At 72.0% G+C, this 17,974-nt stretch carries 20 protein-coding genes and 1 pseudogene; 4 read left to right on the plus strand and 17 right to left on the minus strand.

Features of this window, described 5'->3' with window-relative positions:
- Window positions 1–341: TroA family protein (locus HUW36_RS09015; protein WP_484502584.1), on the plus strand; the 341-nt coding region annotated here is incomplete at its 5' end.
- A 250-nt stretch (window positions 342–591) separates the two neighbouring features.
- Here HUW36_RS09015 and tatC read toward each other — a convergent pair.
- The 5 genes from tatC to HUW36_RS09040 all read right to left on the minus strand — a co-directional run bounded on the left by tatC (window position 592) and on the right by HUW36_RS09040 (window position 4,390).
- Window positions 592–1,545, minus strand: coding sequence for a twin-arginine translocase subunit TatC (tatC, locus tag HUW36_RS09020; RefSeq protein WP_174527715.1), 954 nt, complete (start codon window positions 1,543–1,545; stop codon window positions 592–594).
- A 21-nt stretch (window positions 1,546–1,566) separates the two neighbouring features.
- Window positions 1,567–1,908 carry a Sec-independent protein translocase subunit TatA gene (gene tatA, locus HUW36_RS09025; protein ID WP_091575150.1) on the minus strand — a complete coding sequence of 114 codons (342 nt, stop codon included), beginning with the start codon at window positions 1,906–1,908 and terminating at the stop codon, window positions 1,567–1,569.
- Between the two features lie 217 nt (window positions 1,909–2,125).
- On the minus strand, window positions 2,126–2,368 hold the full coding sequence (locus HUW36_RS09030; protein WP_425487228.1) for a hypothetical protein: 243 nt from the start codon (window positions 2,366–2,368) through the stop codon (window positions 2,126–2,128).
- 16 nt (window positions 2,369–2,384) lie between these two features.
- Complete coding sequence (locus tag HUW36_RS09035; RefSeq protein WP_174527717.1) at window positions 2,385–3,392, minus strand: helix-turn-helix transcriptional regulator; 1,008 nt, start codon at window positions 3,390–3,392, stop codon at window positions 2,385–2,387.
- Window positions 3,389–4,390 carry a helix-turn-helix transcriptional regulator gene (locus HUW36_RS09040; RefSeq protein ID WP_174527718.1) on the minus strand — a complete coding sequence of 334 codons (1,002 nt, stop codon included), beginning with the start codon at window positions 4,388–4,390 and terminating at the stop codon, window positions 3,389–3,391. The genes HUW36_RS09035 and HUW36_RS09040 overlap by 4 nt, the downstream gene beginning before the upstream one ends.
- Window positions 4,391–4,505: 115 nt before the next feature.
- On the opposite strand from HUW36_RS09040, the gene HUW36_RS09045 reads away from it, so the two are divergent.
- Entirely contained in the window at window positions 4,506–5,489 is a 984-nt protein-coding gene (locus HUW36_RS09045; RefSeq protein ID WP_174527719.1) for a cation diffusion facilitator family transporter, read from the plus strand.
- Between the two features lie 43 nt (window positions 5,490–5,532).
- On the plus strand, window positions 5,533–6,618 hold the full coding sequence (locus tag HUW36_RS09050; protein WP_174527720.1) for a DUF3866 family protein: 1,086 nt from the start codon (window positions 5,533–5,535) through the stop codon (window positions 6,616–6,618).
- 12 nt (window positions 6,619–6,630) lie between these two features.
- Here the strand turns inward: HUW36_RS09050 and HUW36_RS09055 are convergent, their stop codons facing one another.
- The 9 genes from HUW36_RS09055 to arc form a co-directional block, all read right to left on the minus strand.
- Complete coding sequence (locus tag HUW36_RS09055) at window positions 6,631–6,861, minus strand: hypothetical protein (RefSeq protein WP_174527714.1); 231 nt, start codon at window positions 6,859–6,861, stop codon at window positions 6,631–6,633.
- A 61-nt stretch (window positions 6,862–6,922) separates the two neighbouring features.
- Complete coding sequence (gene pafA, locus HUW36_RS09060; protein WP_091575167.1) at window positions 6,923–8,281, minus strand: Pup--protein ligase; 1,359 nt, start codon at window positions 8,279–8,281, stop codon at window positions 6,923–6,925.
- Window positions 8,282–8,427: 146 nt separating this feature from the next.
- A complete protein-coding gene (prcA, locus tag HUW36_RS09065) occupies window positions 8,428–9,261 on the minus strand; it encodes a proteasome subunit alpha (protein ID WP_174527721.1) in 834 nt (277 codons plus the stop codon).
- Between the two features lie 55 nt (window positions 9,262–9,316).
- Window positions 9,317–10,156, minus strand: coding sequence for a proteasome subunit beta (gene prcB, locus HUW36_RS09070; protein ID WP_172967792.1), 840 nt, complete (start codon window positions 10,154–10,156; stop codon window positions 9,317–9,319).
- Window positions 10,075–10,761 (minus strand): endonuclease VII domain-containing protein, encoded by a 687-nt coding sequence (locus HUW36_RS09075; protein WP_174527722.1) that lies wholly within the window; start codon window positions 10,759–10,761, stop codon window positions 10,075–10,077. Before HUW36_RS09075 ends, prcB begins: the two co-directional genes overlap by 82 nt.
- Window positions 10,762–10,783: 22 nt before the next feature.
- Window positions 10,784–10,990, minus strand: a complete 207-nt coding sequence (locus HUW36_RS09080; protein ID WP_046562769.1) for a ubiquitin-like protein Pup — start codon at window positions 10,988–10,990, stop codon at window positions 10,784–10,786.
- A gap of 107 nt (window positions 10,991–11,097) precedes the next feature.
- Window positions 11,098–12,615, minus strand: coding sequence for a depupylase/deamidase Dop (gene dop / locus HUW36_RS09085; protein WP_343044303.1), 1,518 nt, complete (start codon window positions 12,613–12,615; stop codon window positions 11,098–11,100).
- A gap of 163 nt (window positions 12,616–12,778) precedes the next feature.
- Window positions 12,779–13,537 carry a hypothetical protein gene (locus tag HUW36_RS09090; RefSeq protein WP_174527723.1) on the minus strand — a complete coding sequence of 253 codons (759 nt, stop codon included), beginning with the start codon at window positions 13,535–13,537 and terminating at the stop codon, window positions 12,779–12,781.
- A gap of 94 nt (window positions 13,538–13,631) precedes the next feature.
- Window positions 13,632–15,413: a proteasome ATPase gene (gene arc, locus HUW36_RS09095; protein ID WP_174527724.1), complete on the minus strand. Its 1,782-nt coding sequence runs from the start codon at window positions 15,411–15,413 to the stop codon at window positions 13,632–13,634.
- Window positions 15,414–15,590: 177 nt separating this feature from the next.
- Here arc and HUW36_RS09100 point away from each other — a divergent pair, with 177 nt between their 5' ends.
- On the plus strand, window positions 15,591–15,884 hold the full coding sequence (locus HUW36_RS09100; RefSeq protein ID WP_091575181.1) for a ferredoxin: 294 nt from the start codon (window positions 15,591–15,593) through the stop codon (window positions 15,882–15,884).
- 61 nt (window positions 15,885–15,945) lie between these two features.
- On the opposite strand, the gene HUW36_RS09105 is transcribed toward HUW36_RS09100, so the two are convergent.
- The 3 genes and pseudogenes from HUW36_RS09105 to HUW36_RS09115 all read right to left on the minus strand — a co-directional run.
- Complete coding sequence (locus HUW36_RS09105; RefSeq protein ID WP_174527725.1) at window positions 15,946–16,518, minus strand: hypothetical protein; 573 nt, start codon at window positions 16,516–16,518, stop codon at window positions 15,946–15,948.
- A 191-nt stretch (window positions 16,519–16,709) separates the two neighbouring features.
- Entirely contained in the window at window positions 16,710–17,654 is a 945-nt protein-coding gene (locus HUW36_RS09110; protein WP_091575186.1) for a tRNA (adenine-N1)-methyltransferase, read from the minus strand.
- Window positions 17,651–17,974: pseudogene (locus HUW36_RS09115) on the minus strand (peptidase M50); the annotation flags it as partial. The pseudogene HUW36_RS09115 and the gene HUW36_RS09110, both read right to left, overlap by 4 nt.

The following is a 17,974-nucleotide window of genomic DNA, read 5'->3' on the forward strand; positions in this document are numbered from 1 at the left end:
CCGGCCACTGGATCCCGGACCTGGTCGACGTCGCCGGCGGCGAGCCGGTGGCCACCCACCCCGGCGCCCGCTCCGCGCCGACCACCTGGGCCGACCTGCGGGCGGCACGTCCCGAAGTGGTGCTCGTCGCGCCGTGCGGCTTCCACCTCGACGGGGCCGCCGACCAGGCGGCCACGGTGGCCGGGCACTTCCCGGGCGCGGAGGTGTGGGCGCTGGACGCGGACGGGCTGATCGTGCGGGCCGGCCCGCGCCTGGTCGACGGCGCGGAGACGATCGCGGCGATCCTGCACCCCGATGCGGTCCCCGCGGCCCGACCCGACGCGGCCCGCCGCATCGCCTGACCCCCCGGGTTCGGGCCGCACCGCCTGGCCCCGTTCGGCCCGACCCGGGTGTCATGATCAACACCAGGTCCCCGAGGTGGCGGCATCACCGCACCCCTGATACCGCCACTTCGCCGATCTGGTTCCGCCCCCGGACCACCAGGCGAGGAATGCCGGGAGGGCACCGCGAGGTGCCTGCCTGCGGACCGGGAGGTACGAACGCCGTCCCCGTTGCCAGGGACGGCGTTCGCGGTACGGCGCGATGGACCGGTCAGGTCATGTCGTCGTAGCGGCGTTCGATCGGCGCCGGAGCGGCGACCGGCTCGGGTGCCGCGATCGGGGCGGACGCCTCGATCCGGGCACCGGTCGGTACGGGCTCGCTCGACAGGTCCAACGGCGAGACCTCGTCGTCGGCGATGCCCGCGTAGACCTCCTGCCCACGCCCGCGCCGCCGGTCGTTGAGGAACGCCACCCCGACCGCGGCGAAGTAGAGCGCGGAGAGGCAGAGCGCCAGCGCGGTCATGCCGAACGGGTCCGGCGTCGGCGTGACCACCGCGGAGAACGCGAAGAACACGAAGATCGCCACCCGCCACCAGCTCAGCAGCCGCTTGGCGCTGGCCAGGCCGACGAAGTTGAGCATCAGCACGATCAGCGGGAACTCGAACGCGACGCCGAACAGCAGGATCAGGTTCGTGACGAACGAGATGTAGCGGGTCACCTCGAGGTTCGTCGCGATGTCGTCGCCGGAGACGTTGAGCAGGAACTCGAGGCCCTTGGTGGTGACGAAGAACGCCAGCACCGCGCCGGCGGCGAACAGCGGGGCCGCCAGCCCGGTGAAGATGTAGGCGTAACGCCGCTCGTGCCGGTGCAGGCCGGGCGCGATGAACGCCCAGAGCTGGTAGAGCCAGATCGGGGCCGCGATGATCAGGCCCACCCAGAGGCCGATCTTCAGGTTCAGCAGGAAGACGTCGGCGACGCCGAGCTGCACGAACTTGCACTTGCCGGTCAGCGGGTCGATCGACTGCGGCAGGTCGCAGTAGGGCTTCGAGAGCAGCACCCGGACCGGCGTGGCCAGCCAGATGCCGAAGCCGAAGCCGACCAGGATCGCCAGCGACGCCCGGAACAGCCGGTTACGCAACTCCCGGATGTGCTCCATGAGGGTCATGGAGCCGTCGGCCGCGCGTTCGAACGTGCTCGGGCCGCGCTTCCTCAACGCGAAGGCCACGGTGGTGGGGGCCCTTCCGGATCAGTTCTCGCGGACGCGCTGCACCGGGTCGACCGGCGGGGCCACCGGCTGCTGCGGCTGCGGGGCGTAGCCCGGCTGCGGCTGCGGCGCGTAGCCCGGCTGCGGCGCGTACTGCTGCTGGCCCTGGATCGGCTGCTGCGGCGGGAGCGGCTGGTAGCCGTTCTGCGCGTCGGCCTTCTCGGCCAGGTCGCGGTCGTCGTCGTGCAGGCTCTTCGTCTCGGCCTTGATGATCCGCAGCGAACGGCCCAGCGAGCGGGCCGCGTCGGGGAGCCGCTTCGCGCCGAACAGAAGGATCAGCACGACCACGAGTACGGCGATGTGCCACGGCTTGAGGGCACCCATGGGAAGCTCCAGTCGCTCTGTGTCGGTGAGGGTGGGGTCGCCGCCCATCGTACGTGCGTCGAAGCGGCTTGCCACCCCCGGCGGGCCTGCTGGTGCGGGCCGGCCGGTGAAGTCTCGACCAACCCGAGTTGTCCCGTCAACCACCCACGGGGGCGCATTCGTGCGCGCAATCGACCCGGATCGCGCAGCTATCGCCCGCCGGACCGACAGATGTCGATCACTCGCCGCGCCTGGCCTTGATCAACGCGATCCGGTCCTGCGCCACGGCCGCCCGCTCCTGCAACGACTCGGCCCGCGCCTGCAACTCCTCGGCGGCCGAGCGCAGCGACTCCGCCTCGGTCGCCCGGCGCTGCAACGCCAGCGCCGAGCGGCGCAACCGGGGCAGCCGCGCCACCACCGGACGGACCGCCAGGGCCAGCACGACCAGCGCGAACACCACGACCCCGAGCACGATCCACATCACCACGGCGGTCAGCCTAGCGGGTGACGGCGGTGGCCGCCGGGTCGGCGCTGCCGGCCGGGGTGGCGTACGCGTCGAGCGCGGCGACGGCCTGGGCGCGGACCTGCTCGGCCAGCTCGGCCGGGGCCACCACGGTCGCCTCCGGGCCCAGCCCGAGCACGAACCGGCGGGCCCAGCCCAGGTCGGTGACCCGCAGCGACACCAGCCACTGCTCGCCGTCGGCCTCGACCCGCTCGCACGGATAGTATTCGGTGATCCACCGCTCGCCCCGGCCGATGCGCAGGGTGATCAGCGGCAGGTCGGCCGAGGGCCGGAACACGCCGTCGCTGAGGTCGTGCGGGCGGGCCTGCGGCGGCACCACGGCCTGCTCCGGCAGCTCGGTGACCGCGTCGATCCGGTCGGCCCGGAACAGCCGGACCGCCTCGGCCCGACGGCACCACGCCTCCACGTACGCCCGGCCGCCGACCATCAGCATCCGCAGCGGGTCGATGGTGCGCTCGGTGGTCTCGTCCCGGGCCGGCGTGTAGTAGGTGATCCGCAACGCCCGACCCCGCTCGACGGCGGCGCGCAGTTCGCGTACCCGGGCGGTGTCGCCGGGCAGCCGGACCTCGACCGGCGCTCCGGCCAGGTCACCCGCGGCGCTTTCGATCTTGGCCAGCGCCCGCTCGACCGCCTCCCGGTTGGCCACCCCTGGCGTCTCGGCGAGCATCCGCAACGCCACCACCAGGGCCAACGCCTCGTCCGGGGTGAGCCGCAGCGGACGGTCGATGCCGGCGTCGTAGGTGATGGTCACCCGGTCGCCGTCGAACGCCATGTCGATCAGGTCACCGGGGCCGTAACCGGGCAGCCCGCACACCCAGAGCAGCTCCAGGTCCTCACGGAGCTGCCGCTCGGTCACGCCGAGGTCGTGTGCCGCCTCGGCGATCTCGATGCCCGGGCGGGCCAGCAGGTAGGGCACCAGGTTGAGCAGCCGGGCCAGCCGGTCGGCGGAGGCGCGGCCGGCACGGGCCGCCGGGCGGGTCACCGGGCACTCCCGCCGGCCACCGCCAGCTCGTCGTGCCGGGCGGCGACCTCCTTCAACCGCTGGATGACCGCCTCCCGCACCTCCGGCGGTTCGAGCACCCGCACGTCCGGGCCGTACCCGACGATCTGACCGGCCAGGAAGTCGGCGTCGGCGTACGGCAGGACCAGCCGGTCGCCGTCCGGGCCGGCCTCGCTCTCCACCGCCCAGCGGCGCAGCCCGGCGGCGCGGCCCGGCGCGGCCAGCACGGTGGCCCGGCCGGTGCGCTCCACCGGGCCGGACCAGCGGGCCACGTGGCTGATCAGGTCCACCCCGGCGGGCGGCTCGTAGGCGCCGGCGTCACCTGTCGCGCGGACCGCGCCGACCACCCGGGACAGCCGGAAGCAGCGGGTCGCCGCGCGGTCGAGGTCGTGACCGACCACGTACCACCGGCCGCGCCAGCAGACCACGCCCCACGGCTGCACCCGGCGGCGGGTCGGCGCGTCCCGGTCGGGCACCCGGTAGTCGAAGCTGACCTCGCGCCGGTCCCGCGCGGCGGCGGTCAGCGGCGCGAACGCCGGGTCGACCGTCACCATCGGCTCCAGGCCCAGCGTGGCCTGCGGATCCACGTCGATGCCGGCGGCCCGCAGCTTCGCCAGGCCGGAGGACGCGGCGGCGGCCAGGCCGGCGTGCTGCCACAGCCGGGCGGCGATCCCCACCGCGGCGGCCTCGTCAGGTTCGAGCGGGATGTCGGGCAACGCGTATTCCCGGTGGGCGATCCGGTAGCCCGGCTCGGCGTCGAAGACGCTGGCCGTGCCCGTCTCCAGCGGCACCCCCAGTTCCCGCAACTCGGCCTTGTCCCGCTCGAACTTGCGCTGGAACGCCTCGTGGTCCTTGGCGTCCTCCGGGTCGTGCTCGTAGCCGGGCACGGTCGCGGCGATCTGCGCGGCGGTCAGGAAACGCCGCGTGGACAGCAGGCAGATCACCAGGTTGACCAGGCGTTCGGTACGGGTCCGGGACACGAGCAAACGCTAGCAGCCCGCGCGTCCGACGCGGGCACCCGCGCGGGCGCGGCGCGGCCATCCACCCGTTCGTCTCCGCCGCGCGGCCGGACGGAGCCCGCCCTAGGGTGATCGCATGGCGGATGCGGAAGTCAAGTCCGAGAGCGTCGGCACGGTCGTGGTGGCCGGCGCGGCGAACCTCGCCATCGCGGTCGCCAAGCTGGTCGCGGGCCTGATCTCCGGCTCCGCCGCGATGCTCTCCGAGGCCGCCCACTCGGTGGCCGACACCACCACCGAGGTGCTGCTCTACCTGGCGCTGCGGCGGGGCGCGCGGCCCGCCGACACCCGGCACCCCTTCGGGTACGGCAAGGAGAGCTACGTCTGGGCGTTCCTCGCCGCGCTGTTCACCTTCGTCGCGGGCGCCGGCTTCGCCATCACCCACGGCGTCACCACGATCCTCGTGCACGAGCACACCGGCGACTACCTGATCTCGTACGTGGTGCTGGCGGTCTCGTTCGCCATCGAGTCGGTGTCCCTGGCCCGGGCGGTGCGGCAGGTACGCCGGGAGTCCCGCCGCTGGCGCGCGACCCCCCGCCGCTACCTGCGGCTGACCGCCGACACCACCGTCAAGGCCGTCTTCCTGGAGGACACCGCCGCCCTGATCGGCCTGCTCATCGCCGCCGCCGGGCTCACCCTGTCGCACCTCACCGGCGACGAACTCTACGACGGGATCGCCTCCATCCTCATCGGCGCGCTGCTGCTGGTCGTCGCCGGCATCCTGGCCCGCAGCAACATCTCGCTGCTGGTCGGTCGCGCCGTCTCGGAACGGGTGCACCGCCAGATCGAACGGGAGCTGGCGGCGGTGCCGACCGTGGACCGCGTCGACACGCTGATGACCATGTTCCTCGGCCCGGAGGACATCCTCGTCGCCGCCAAGGTCGACTTCCGCGACGAGGCCACCGGAGCCGACATCGAGGCCGCCTCCGACGAGGCCGAACGCCGGCTCACCGACCGGTTCCCGGAGATCGCGTACGTCTTCCTCGACCCCACCCGGTCCCGCCGGACCGGCGGGCGCGCCCGGACCACCCAGGAGGAGTACCCGCCCGGCCGGGACGGCTGACCCGGCCTCGGCCCGCCCCGACGCCGGCCGATAGCGTGCCGACATGGTGCGATGGCGGTCCGGCACGGTCACGACGGTACGGCGACGGTGGACAGGCGCCGTCGAACTCGACGTGGACCTGCCCGACGGCGCCCGGATGCGCGCGCTGGCCTACCCGGCCCTGGTCGGCGACCCGCAACCCGGCGACCGGGTGCTGCTCAACGCCGGCGCGCTGTTGATGGGCCTCGGCACCGGCGGCTACGCCCTGGTCGTCGCGCTGCCCGACCGGCTGCCCGCCGACCCGCCCCGGGCCGGCGACACCCGCGACGCCGGGCACCTGGTCAAGGCCCGCTACACGCCGTTGCAACCGATCCTGCTCGGCGTGGACGAGGAGGCCTCCCCGCACCACGACCGGCTGGCCGCCGCCGAGTCCGTCGACGGGATGCCGGTGGTCACCGCCGACCTGCACTCCGCGCTGCCGGCGATCCTCGCCGGCGTGCACGCCGACGCCCCCCGCGCCCGGGTCGCCTACCTGCTCACCGACGGCGGCGCGCTGCCGGCCTGGTTCTCCCGCACGCTTGCCGGCCTCGCCGACCGGCTCGTCGGCACGGTCAGTGTGGGCCAGGCGTTCGGCGGCGACCTGGAAGCCAGCACGCTGCACAGCGGCCTGCTCGCCGCCCGGCACGTGCTCGACGCCGACCTGGCGATCGTCGCGCAGGGGCCGGGCAACCTGGGCACCGGCACCCGCTGGGGCTTCTCCGGCGTGGCCGTCGGCGAGGCCGTCAACGCCGTCGCCACGCTGGGCGGACGCGCGGTCGGCTCACTACGGATCTCCGCGGCCGACCCCCGCCCCCGGCACCGGGGCGTCTCGCACCACAGCCTCACCGCGTACGGGCGGGTGGCGCTGGCCCCCGCGGAGCTGGTCGTGCCCGACGGCCTCGACCCCGACCTGGCCGCCGACGTGACCGCGGCGCTCGCGCCCCTGACCGACAGGCACCGGATCGTCACCGTGCTCACCGACGGCCTCGACGCCGCGCTGCGGGCCAGCCCGGTCGGGCTGTCGACGATGGGTCGCGGGCTCGACGCCGACCACGCCTACTTCCTGGCCGCGGCCGCCGCCGGCCGGTACGCCGCCGGCCTGCTGCGCTGACCGGGAACGCCCTCAGCCCAGGAAGAAGATCAGGCCCAGCCAGACGCCCACGATCAGCGCCAGCGCCAGCGCCAGCACCCAGGTCGGCACCGTGTACTCACCGCGGCGATTGCGTTCGATCTCGGCGCGGATCTTCTCCCGCCGCCTGTCGATCCAGTTGAGCTTCTCGGTGCCGCCGTCGCGCTCGCGGCCGGAGGTCCGGCCGGGCTCGCGGCCGTGAGGTTGCGGTTCGGAAGTGTCCATGGCGACGCCAGCGTACCGGTGCCGCGGCGGCCGGCACCCCCGGCACCGGCCGCCACCGACCTCACATGCTCGCGATCAACCGCTCCACCCGCTCGTCGTACGCCCGGAACGGGTCCTTGCACAGCACCGTGCGCTGCGCCTGGTCGTTCAACTTCAGGTGCACCCAGTCCACCGTGAAGTCACGCCGCTTCTCCTGCGCGTGCCGGATGAACTCGCCGCGCAGCCGCGCCCGGGTGGTCTGCGGCGGCGTCTCCTTCGCCTCGAAGATCTCCGGGTCGGTGGCCACCCGGTCCACCTCGCCCCGCCGCTCCAACAGGCCGTACAGGCCCCGCCCGCGCCGCAGGTCGTGGTAGGCCAGGTCCATCTGCGCCACCCGCGGGTGCGACAGCGGCAGGTCGTGCTTGCGCTGGTAACGCTCGATCAGCTTCAGCTTGGTGATCCAGTCGATCTCCCGGGCCACCGGGTCCAGGTCGCCGGTCTCCACCGCCCGCAACACCCGCGCCCACAGGTCCACCACCCGCTTGGCGGTCTGGTCGCCGCCCCGGCGCTCCACGAACTCGGTCGCCTTGGCCAGGTATTCCTGCTGGATCTCCAGCGCCGAGACCTCCTTGCCGGAGGACAGGCGCACCTTGCGTCGGCCGGTGATGTCGTGCGACACCTCGCGGATGGCCCGGATCGGGTTCTCCAGCGTCAGGTCCCGCATCACCACCCCGGCCTCGATCATCCGCAGCACGATGTCGGCCGTGCCGACCTTCAGCAACGTGGTGACCTCGTTCATGTTCGAGTCACCGACGATCACGTGCAGCCGGCGGTAGCGCTCCGCGTCCGCGTGCGGTTCGTCCCGGGTGTTGATGATCGGCCGGCTGCGGGTGGTCGCCGACGAGACACCCTCCCAGATGTGCTCGGCCCGCTGGGACAGGCAGTAGACCGCGCCACGCGGCGTCTGCAACACCTTGCCCGCGCCGCAGATCAACTGCCTGGTGACCAGGAACGGGATCAGCACGTCGGCCAGCCGGCCGAACTCGCCGTGCCGGGACACCAGGTAGTTCTCGTGGCAGCCGTACGAGTTGCCGGCCGAGTCGGTGTTGTTCTTGAACAGATAGATCTCGCCCGCGATGCCCTCGTCGTGCAGCCGCTTCTCCGCGTCGACGAGCAGGCCCTCCAGGATCCGCTCACCGGCCCGGTCGTGGGCCACCAGGTCGGTCACCGAGTCGCACTCGGGTGTCGCGTACTCCGGGTGCGAGCCCACGTCCAGATAGAGGCGGGCACCGTTACGCAGGAACACGTTGCTCGACCGGCCCCACGACACCACCCGCCGGAACAGGTACCGCGCGACCTCGTCGGGGGAAAGCCGGCGCTGCCCGCGATAGGTGCAGGTGACGCCGTACTCGGTTTCGAGGCCGAAGATTCGCCGCTCCATGATGAGACACTAGCCGCCCGGAGCCCTCGATGGGCAGCGCCGACGCTCACCGCTTGCGATCTCCCCCGCGCAGATCGGGGAGGTGGCGGCTCCGCACGCGAAGGACCCCGCCACCTCGGCGAGGTGGCGGGGTCCGCAAGCGCACGTCACTCGGCGGGCTTGTCCTCCGCGTTGCCCTCCAGATCGGCCGAACCCGCCGACGTGGTCGGCTTCTTCGCCTCCTCCGTCGGCACCGTCGGCGTCTTCGCCCGGCCCGGCGCCGGGGCGACGTCCCCCTCGGCCTCGCCGTCCAGCAGCGCGGTCAGCGCCGCGCCGGTCACCCGCCGGAACGTACGCCCCACCCGGCGCCGGTCCAGGACCGCCACCTCGAGCTGGTTCGCGGCGATGGTGCGGGCCGCCCCGCCCTCGCCGCCGACGCTGCTCAGCGCCTTCATGGCGGCGCGGACCGCCTCGGACAGCGTCATCTCCGGCCGGTGCTCGTTCTTCAGCACCCCGGTGATCGCCTCGGCCTGACCGCCCATCGCCATCCGGCCCGGCTCGTCGTTCACCGAACCGTCGTAGGTCACCCGGTAGAGGGAGTCGTCGTCCGGCGTGGCGCCCACCTCGGCAACGCAGATCTCCACCTCGAACGGCTTCGACTGCTCGGTGAAGATCGCGCCCAACGTCTGCGCGTACGCGTTGGCCAACGCCAGGCCGGTCACGTCCCGACGGTCGTAGCTCAGTCCGTTGAGGTCGGCCATCCGCACGCCCGCGCGCCGCAGGTTCTCGAACTCGTTGTAGCGGCCGACGGCGGCGAAGCCGATCCGGTCGTAGATCTCGCTGACCTTGTGCAACGTGCTGGACAGGTTCTCGGCGACGAAGAGCACCCCGCCGTCGTAGCTCAGGACCACCGCGCTGCGGCCCCGGGCGATGCCCTTGCGGGCCAGCTCGGAACGGTCGCGCATGATCTGCTCGGGCGAGGCGTAGAACTGCATGGCCACGGCGGCGGTTCTCCTTCTTGCGGGACTGCTGACTCGATGGACGGTGGAAGCGGCGTCAGCCGCCGGGGTTCTCCATCCGGCCGGACACCACGCCCTCCGCGATCGTCGCCGTCTCGGCGTCGGTGAGCCGGTGGGTGCCGTCGGCCGTCGCGGTCATCACGACCGGGTAGATCCGCCGGGTCAGGTCGGGGCCGCCGGTGGCGGTGTCGTCGTCCGCCGCGTCGTAGAGCGCCTCGACGGCCAGCCGGGTCGCGTCGTCGATCGACAGGCCCGCCCGGAAGCGCTTCTTCAGGGCCGACTTGGCGAACAGCGAGCCCGAGCCGATCGCGTCGTAGCCGGTCTCCTCGTAGGGGCCGCCGGTCACGTCGAAGCTGAAGATCCGGCCGGCCCGCGCCGGGTCGCTCGCGGCCAGGTCGAAGCCGGCGAAGAGCGGCACCACGGCCAGGCCCTGCATCGCCGCGCCCAGGTTGCCGCGGATCATCGAGGCCAGCCGGTTGGCCTTGCCGTCGAGCGAGAGCATCGCGCCCTCGATCTTCTCGTAGTGCTCCAGCTCCACCTGGAACAGTCGCATCAGCTCGATGCCGATGCCGGCGGTGCCGGCGATGCCGACGAGCGAGTACGCGTCGGCCGGGTGCACCTTCTCGATGTCACGCTGGGCGATCAGGTTGCCCATGGTGGCGCGCCGGTCGCCGGCCATGACCACGCCGCCGGCGGCCGCGATCGCCACGATGGTGGTCGCGTGCGGCGCCATGTCGGCGGCCATGCCGGGCGGCAACGGCCGACGGCCGGGCAGCATCTCCGGGGCGACCTTGCTCAGGAACGTTGTGAAGGAGGACGTCCCCGCGTTGGTGAACACATCTGGAAGACGCCCGGATGGATCAAAACCCGCTGCCACGTGGTTCCTCTCAGGTATGTGATCGCCCCGGCCAGGTTGTCGAGGTCGTCCGTGAACTGGCCGAGACCGCCGTTGCAGTTGAAGCAGAGTATCCCGCGCACCCAGCCGGTGCGATGATCGTGGTCCAGATGTTCCGGATCGGGGCGCCGGCAGATCGCGCACACGCCGCCCTGCTCGGCCAGGAGCTCCTGGAACTCCTTCTCCCCGACCCCGTAACGGCGACGCAGGTGGTATTCGCGGCTACCGCCGTACAGGCGCAGCCTCGTCTCCTTGCCCTTTTCGTTGTGGCACGGCTTGCAGTATCTGCCGTAGCCACCCCGCCCGGACCGATTGCGCGGGAGGGCGTCCAGCACCTTCGTCTCGCCGCATGTCGGACAACGACGGTGACCTTCCGGAACGGCCGGCAACTCCCGCACCTCTCGCCCGTGCTTCTCCTTCAAGCGCTTGGCGTAGCTCGCCTTCGAGCGCAGGTTGAAGCACGGCTTGCAGTAGCTGCCCCGACCGTCAGGGCGACGACTGTTGGCGCAGAACTCCTCGAGCGGCTTCCACTCGCCGCAGTCCGGACAACGGCGGCGACCGTCCCGGTCGTCAAGCGCTCTAGGCATGTCCGATTTGCCCGGCTATGCCCTACTCCCCGCCCTTTTGTACATAGCCTCTCACAAATTCTTCTGCGTTCTCCTCCAGGACGGAGTCGATCTCGTCGAGCAGGTCGTCGACGTCCTCGGTGATCTCGGCGTGCCGCTCGGCCACCTCGGGGTTGGCCTGTGCGGTGACCTCCTCGACCTCCTCGTGGGACTTGCCGGACTGGGTCTGACCACCCTCTTGCGTCGCCATGGTGGTGCCTCCTCCACGATCGCCTGCGATCAACTTACCTCGCGGGAGCGACGAAAGGCCCGTCGCGCGCCGGGTTCCGGCACTCGACGGGCCTTCCGGCATCCGGGTCAGCCGCCGGTGAGCATCTCCAGCAGGTCCTTGGCGCTCTCGCACCGGTCGAAGAGCTGCCCGACATGCGCGCGCGTGCCCCGTTCGGGCTCCATCATCGGCACCCGGACCAGCGACTCCCGGCCCACGTCGAAGATGACCGAGTCCCAGCTCGCGGCGACCACCTCGGAGGCGTACTGCGCCAGGCAGCGGCCCCGGAAGTAGGCCCGGGTGTCCTCCGGCGGTTCGGTCATCGCGGTGCGGGTCTGCTCGTCGCTGAGCAGTGTCTTCATCGAGCCGCGCTGGACCAGGCGGTGGTAGAGGCCCTTCTCCGGTCGCACGTCGGAGTACTGGAGGTCGACCAGTTGCAGCTTGTGCGAGCCCCAGCCGAGCTTCTCCCGCTCGCGGTAGCCCTCCAGCAGCCGCAGCTTGGCCACCCAGTCCAGCTCGTCGGCGCACTCGAACGCGTCCCGGCCGAGCCGGTCCAGCACGCTCTCCCAGCGGTCGAGCACGTCGGCCGTCTGCGCGTCGACGTCCTGGCCGTAGCGGTCGTCCACGAAGGAACGGACCCGCTCCAGGTAGGCCCACTGCACGTCCAGCGCGGTGAGTCGGCGCCCGTCCCGCATCCGCATCAGGTGCTTCAGCGACGGGTCGTGGCTGACCGCGCGCAGTTCCCCGACCGGGTCGGCGATGCCCAGGTCCGCGCCGAGCGCCTTCTCCTCGATCATGGCGAGGATCAGCGAGGTGGTGCCGACCTTGAGGAACGTGGAGATCTCGGAGAGGTTGGCGTCGCCGATGATGACGTGCAGGCGGCGGTACTTGTCGGCGTCGGCGTGCGGCTCGTCGCGGGTGTTGATGATGGGCCGCTTGAGCGTGGTCTCCAGCCCGACCTCGACCTCGAAGAAGTCGGCGCGCTGGGAGATCTGGAAGCCGCTCTGGCCGCCGTCCTGCCCGATGCCGACGCGGCCCGCGCCGCAGACGATCTGTCGGGTGACGAAGAACGGCGTCAGGTACGCCACGATGTCGGCGAAGGGCGTCTGCCGGCGCATCAGGTAGTTCTCGTGCGCGCCGTAGCTGGCACCCTTGTTGTCGGTGTTGTTCTTGTACAGGTGGATGGGTTGGGTGCCCGGGATGGTGGCCGCCCGGCGGGCCGCCTCGGCCATCACCCGCTCCCCCGCCTTGTCCCACCGCACCACGTCGAGGGGGTTGGTGACCTCGGGGGTGGAGTATTCCGGGTGGGCGTGGTCGACGTAGAGCCGCGCTCCGTTGGTGAGTATGACGTTGGCCAGGCCGAGGTCCTCGTCGGCCAGCGCCTCGGCCGGGTCGTAGGCCGCCCCGGAGTAGGTGAAGCCGCGCGCGTCGCGCAGCGGCGACTCCTCCTCGTAGTCCCAGCGGGCCCGCCCGCCCCGGTTGAGTTCCGGTCGGGCCCCGTACGCGTTGACCACCTGCGAGGAGGTGACCATCGGGTTGGCTCCGGCCTGACCGGGCACGGAGATGCCGTACTCGACCTCGGTGCCCATGATCCGTCTGACGCTCATCGACCTGCCCGCTCCGCTCGCCGTCCCGGTCCCCGTCACGTCGAGCGTAGTCGGCACTTCGACGGTAGGTGGCGCGCCGGGCCCCGGCGGGCGCCGTGCGACGGTCCTCGACGGCGGCCGGAGCGGTGTGGACCGTCTGGCCGCCGCCGTGGTGGACCCATGGTCAGAAGAAGCGGTACGCCTCGGCGGCGGCGTCCTCGGTCTGCGACGCGGGTGGCGCGGTGATGGTGACCGGCTCGCCGAAGCTGTGCATCTTCATCTCGTTGTCGATGGTTCCGGCCGCGGTGTCGAACGTGTAGGTGAGCAGGGTGAGCCGGCCTTCGGCGTCCAGGGTGGCCTGGAACGGCACGGTCTTCGTCTTGAGCACCTTGAACGCGTTGCGCAGGGTGGCCTTCTCGCTGTCGCTGGAGGCCGCCGCGATGGCCTTCTCCGGGTCGGCGACGCCGGTGTAGCGGCCGTCGCCGGCCGGTTCGGCGGAGACGACTCCGCCGAGGATGCCGGCCTGTGCCCGGACGTCGAGGCCCTGTGCCAGCTGCCCGTCGGGGCGGAGCCGGCTGCGGTCGAGCTTCATCCAGGGCTTGCCGTCGGACTCGTCCTGCTTGACGTAGACGGCGTCGGCGGTGACGACCATGCTGACCGGCTCGGGCGTGCGCATGTCGAGCGTCATCGCGCCGGTGGTGGGTTCGACGGCCGATCGCATGGTGACGGTCTGGTTGCCCGCCTTGATGGTGACGTCCATCTTGAGGGTCTTCTCCAGGCTCCGCTGGAAGCCCTGCCGGATCGCGGCGGGCGCGTCGGCGGTGGTGGGCGCGGAGGCGGACGCCGAGGTGGTCGGCGCGGAGGCGGTGTCGGTGGTGGTGCCGCAGGCGGCGAGCAGGACCGTCAGGCAACCGAGCAGGGCCGGGGCGAGTGTTCTACGCACGGGCAGACACCCTAGCGGGCGCGGGCCGTCTCCGTGGCCCCGCCGGCGACCGGCCGGGGCGGCGCCTGCGCGGCGCCGCCCCGGTGGGCCCGGGTCAGAGGTACTGACCGGTGTTGCTGGCGGTTTCGATGGACCGGCCGGCCTCGGCGCCCTTGCCGCCGGAGACGAGCGTGCGGATGTAGACGATCCGCTCGCCCTTCTTGCCGGAGATGCGCGCCCAGTCGTCCGGGTTGGTGGTGTTGGGCAGATCCTCGTTCTCCCGGAACTCGTCGACGCAGGCGTCGAGCAGGTGCTGCAGGCGCAGCCCCTTGCGTCCGGAGGTGAGGAACTCCTTGATGGCCATCTTCTTGCCCCGGTCGACGATGTTCTGGATCATCGCGCCGGAGTTGAAGTCCTTGAAGTAGAGGACTTCCTTGTCGCCGTTGGCGTAGGTGACCTCGAGGAAACGGTTCTCCTCGGTCTCGGAGTACATCCGCAGGACCACCGCGTCGATCATGGCGGCCACCGTGGCCTGCGGGTCGCTGCCGTGTTCGGCCAGGTCGTCGGCGTGCAGCGGCAGGCCGGCGAGGATGTACTTGGAGAAGATGTCCTTGGCCGCCTCGGCGTCCGGACGCTCGATCTTGATCTTCACGTCGAGTCGGCCGGGGCGCAGGATCGCCGGGTCGATCATGTCTTCCCGGTTGGAGGCGCCGATGACGATGACGTTCTCCAGGCCCTCCACGCCGTCGATCTCGCTGAGCAGCTGCGGGACGATGGTGTTCTCCACGTCGGAGGAGACGCCGGAGCCGCGGGTGCGGAACACGGAGTCCATCTCGTCGAAGAACACGATCACCGGTGTGCCCTCACCGGCCTTCTCCCGTGCCCGCTGGAAGATCAGCCGGATGTGCCGCTCGGTCTCGCCGACGTACTTGTTGAGCAGCTCCGGGCCCTTGATGTTGAGGAAGAAGCTGGTGTGCCGCTCCTTGCCCTCCCGCTCGGCGATCTTCTTGGCCAGCGAGTTGGCCACCGCCTTGGCGATCAGCGTCTTGCCGCAGCCGGGCGGGCCGTAGAGCAGGATGCCCTTCGGCGGCCGGAGCTGGTGCTCGCGGAACAGGTCGGCGTGCAGGAAGGGCAGCTCCACCGCGTCGCGGATCTGTTCGATCTGGGCGTGGAGGCCACCGATGTCCTCGTAGTTGACGTCGGGCACCTCCTCCAGGACCAGTTCCTCGACCTCGCTCTTGGGAATCCGCTCGTACGCGTACGCCGAACGGGGTTCGATCATGAGCGAGTCGCCGGCCCGGATCGCGCTGCCGATCAGGGTCTCGGCGAGGTGGACGATGCGCTCCTCGTCCGAGTGCGAGACCACCAGCGCCCGGTCACCCGGAGCGCCGTCGGGCCCGGCCAGGATCTCCTTGAGCATCACCACCTCGCCGACCCGCTCGTAGCCGAACGCGTCGACGATGTTGAGCGCGTCGTTGAGCAGGACCTCCTGGCCCCGGCGCAGCTCGTCGACCTCCAGCGAGGGCGAGACGGCCACCCGGAGCTTGCGCCCGCCGGTGAACACGTCCACCGTGCCGTCGTCGTGCTTGGCCAGGAAGACGCCGTAGCCACTGGGCGGCTGGGCGAGACGGTCGATCTCCTCCTTGAGCGTCACGATCTGCGCGCGGGCCTCCTTGAGGGTGCCCACGAGCCGTTCGTTGTTCTCGGTCAGCCGCGCCAACTGTGCCTGGGTGGCCGCCAGCCGCTCTTCGAGCTGCCGGACGTGTCGGGGGCTTTCGGTCAACTTGCGCCGCACCAGAGCGAGTTCCTCTTGCAGGAACGCGACCTGCGTGGAGAGATCGTGGGCTTCCTTTTCCCACCGTGCGGCGCGCGAGTCCGCGTCGTCGCTGCGTGCCACGTCCCACCTCCCCGGGGGGCTTGAACGTTCTGACCTAACACTAGCCGCTATGAGCCCGATTCGGTCCTCCGCAACGCGCTCGTCACCGAAGCTTGATCGCCAAGGGCTGGTCGCGGGGCGGGTACGGGCGTTCGGGTACCGTCGGAGTGTGGGACGGGAGAACATGGGGGGTGCTTCGTGACCGACGTCGCGACCGACCAGTTGCAGGTCTGGGTGGATCAGGACCTCTGCACCGGTGACGGGCTCTGCGTGCAGTACGCGCCGGAGGTCTTCGAGTTCGACGTCGACGGCCTGGCGTACGTCAAGGGCCCGGACGGCGAGCTGCGGCAGGCCGCCGGCGCCCGGGTGGACGTGCCGGAGCACCTGCGCCTCGAGGTGATCGACTCGGCGAAGGAGTGCCCGGGCGAGTGCATCCACGTCGTGCGCGGCAGCGACGGCGTCGAGGTGGCCGGCCCGGAGGCCGAGGACTGAGGCGGAGACGGACCCGACGGGGGCCGGGGACGTCGTCCCCGGCCCCCGTCGTACGTCTGCCTCAGAGCAGGGGCCGGCCGACCACCGAGGCGACCAGCCGGGCGAACTCCTCCAGCCGGGCGATCTGGCCGGCGCCGCCGTCGTCGAGGGTCTTGCCGAAGCGCAGCGCGTCGTGCCGGGGCGTGCCCGCCACCTCGTCGCTGGGCGGCGCCTCGTCCAGCGAGCTGAGCAGCAGGTAGACGTCGATGCTGTCGACCCGGACGGTGCCGTCGTCGGTCCGGGTGAGGCGGCGCCGACAGCCGACCTCGGTGACGGTGGAGACCGGCACCACGCGCAGTGAGGAGGTCATCGCGCCCGGTGGCCCCTCCCCCGGCGGGACGTCCTCGCCGTGCCAGAGCACCAGCCGGCTGCCGTCGCAGACGACGACCTCCTGCCACACCCCGTTGACCTCGTTGACGAAACGTTCCAGGGTGAAACCGAGGACGGAGGCGCCACGCAGCACGCCGCCGAGCGCTTCCAGGGCGATGTCGGGGTCCCGCAGGTAGGCCCGGGCCGCCGACTCCAGGTCGGTGTAGGGCGACCAGTCGGGGAAGACCGCGGGCAGGTCGCCGTTGCCGTAGCCGGGGTTGCTCACGCGACCTCCCGTCGACCCGAACGGTCGTCACCGCCCGCGCGCCACCGTCGGCTCCGGTGACCGGGACGGGCACGCCGCCCGTCGCGCGCTCCGATCCGCTCGCTCATGCCCACCGTCTCCACCCACTTCGGTGTCGTCGTCCCCACGGGCACACATGATCCGCCCGCCCGCCGTCGTACGCGCGGCGGGGGTCAGGACTGCTCCGGTTCCTCCGCCGCGCGGGCCGCCGCCGCCGCGCGCAGGGCGTCCCGGCGCTGCGCGTACGCCTCGGCGCCCTTGCTGGGCTTGCGCCGGCGCGGCGGCGCGGTGACCCCGGGGGCGAGCTTGCGCGCGGAGACCAGGAACGCGGTGTGCGCGATCATCCGGTGGTCCGGCCGCACGGCCAGCCCCTCGGCGTGCCAGTCGCGCACCAGCGACTCCCAGGCGCGCGGCTCGGTCCAGCCGCCGCGCTCACGCAGCGCCTCGACCAGCTCCGACAGCTGCGGGGTGGTGGCCACGTAGCCGATCAGCACACCGCCGGGGACCAGCGACCGCTCGACCATGTCGAGCATCTCCCACGGTGTGAGCATGTCGAGGATGATCCGGTCGAATCCGGTCTCGGTGCTGTCGGCGACGTCGCCGACGTGCAGCCGCCAGGCCGGGTGCGGACCGTTGAAGAACGCCTCGACGTTGCGCCGGGCGATCTGGGCGAAGTCGTCGCGCAGCTCGAACGAGTGCAGTTCGCCCTCGGTGCCGACGGCCCGCAGCAGCGAGCAGGACAGCGCGCCCGAGCCGGCGCCGGCCTCCAGCACCTTCGCGCCGGGGAAGATGTCGCCCATCGCGACGATCTGCGCCGAGTCCTTCGGGTAGATCACCTGGGCGCCGCGCGGCATGGACAGCACGTAGTCCGACAGCAGCGGACGCAGCGCGAGGAAGGCGGTGCCGCCGCCGGCGGTGGTGACCACGCTGCCGTCGGGCAGCCCGATCAGCGTGTCGTGCTTGAGGATCCCCCGGTGGGTGTGGAACTCCTTGCCGGGCTCCAGCGTCACGGTGTGCATCCGGCCCTTGGGGTCGGTCAGCTGGACCCGGTCGCCGGGCCGGAACGGCCCCCGGTGGACGGGCGGCAGGGCCGGGACGGTGGAGGTCTCTGCGGTCACGTGTTCGTCTTCCGTTTGGGTTCGAGGAGCTGGGCGAGGTCCGCGATGTGCAGCACGCCGACCACATCTTCGCCTGCCGTCACGACGTACTGCGCGCCCGGGTGGGTGCGGACGGTCTCCAGCACCCGCTCGCCGTCCGCGCCGACCGGCAGCGTGGGCAGGGCGGTCAGGTCGCGGGCCACCTGGTCCACCGCGAGCCAGGGCCGCCGTTCCGGGGGTACGGCGGCGACGCGGGCCGGGTCGACCAGGGACACGGTACGGCCGGCGGAGTCGACCACGCTGAGCGCGGCGTCCGGTGTGCCCGCCTCGTCCCGGCGGCG

The sequence above is a fragment of the Micromonospora maritima genome (assembly GCF_902825405.1).
Lineage (GTDB): Bacteria > Actinomycetota > Actinomycetes > Mycobacteriales > Micromonosporaceae > Micromonospora > Micromonospora maritima.

What these genes read in the sequence shown, in the direction of transcription:
- tatA (WP_091575150.1), bottom strand. Translation starts at nt 1,908, where the DNA reads ATGGGTGCCCTCAAGCCGTGGCACATCGCCGTACTCGTGGTCGTGCTG.
- HUW36_RS09030 (WP_425487228.1), bottom strand. Translation starts at nt 2,368, where the DNA reads ATGTGGATCGTGCTCGGGGTCGTGGTGTTCGCGCTGGTCGTGCTGGCC.
- HUW36_RS09045 (WP_174527719.1), top strand. Translation starts at nt 4,506, where the DNA reads ATGGCGGATGCGGAAGTCAAGTCCGAGAGCGTCGGCACGGTCGTGGTG.
- HUW36_RS09050 (WP_174527720.1), top strand. Translation starts at nt 5,533, where the DNA reads ATGGTGCGATGGCGGTCCGGCACGGTCACGACGGTACGGCGACGGTGG.
- HUW36_RS09055 (WP_174527714.1), bottom strand. Translation starts at nt 6,861, where the DNA reads ATGGACACTTCCGAACCGCAACCTCACGGCCGCGAGCCCGGCCGGACC.
- pafA (WP_091575167.1), bottom strand. Translation starts at nt 8,281, where the DNA reads ATGGAGCGGCGAATCTTCGGCCTCGAAACCGAGTACGGCGTCACCTGC.
- HUW36_RS09075 (WP_174527722.1), bottom strand. Translation starts at nt 10,761, where the DNA reads ATGCCTAGAGCGCTTGACGACCGGGACGGTCGCCGCCGTTGTCCGGAC.
- HUW36_RS09080 (WP_046562769.1), bottom strand. Translation starts at nt 10,990, where the DNA reads ATGGCGACGCAAGAGGGTGGTCAGACCCAGTCCGGCAAGTCCCACGAG.
- dop (WP_343044303.1), bottom strand. Translation starts at nt 12,615, where the DNA reads ATGAGCGTCAGACGGATCATGGGCACCGAGGTCGAGTACGGCATCTCC.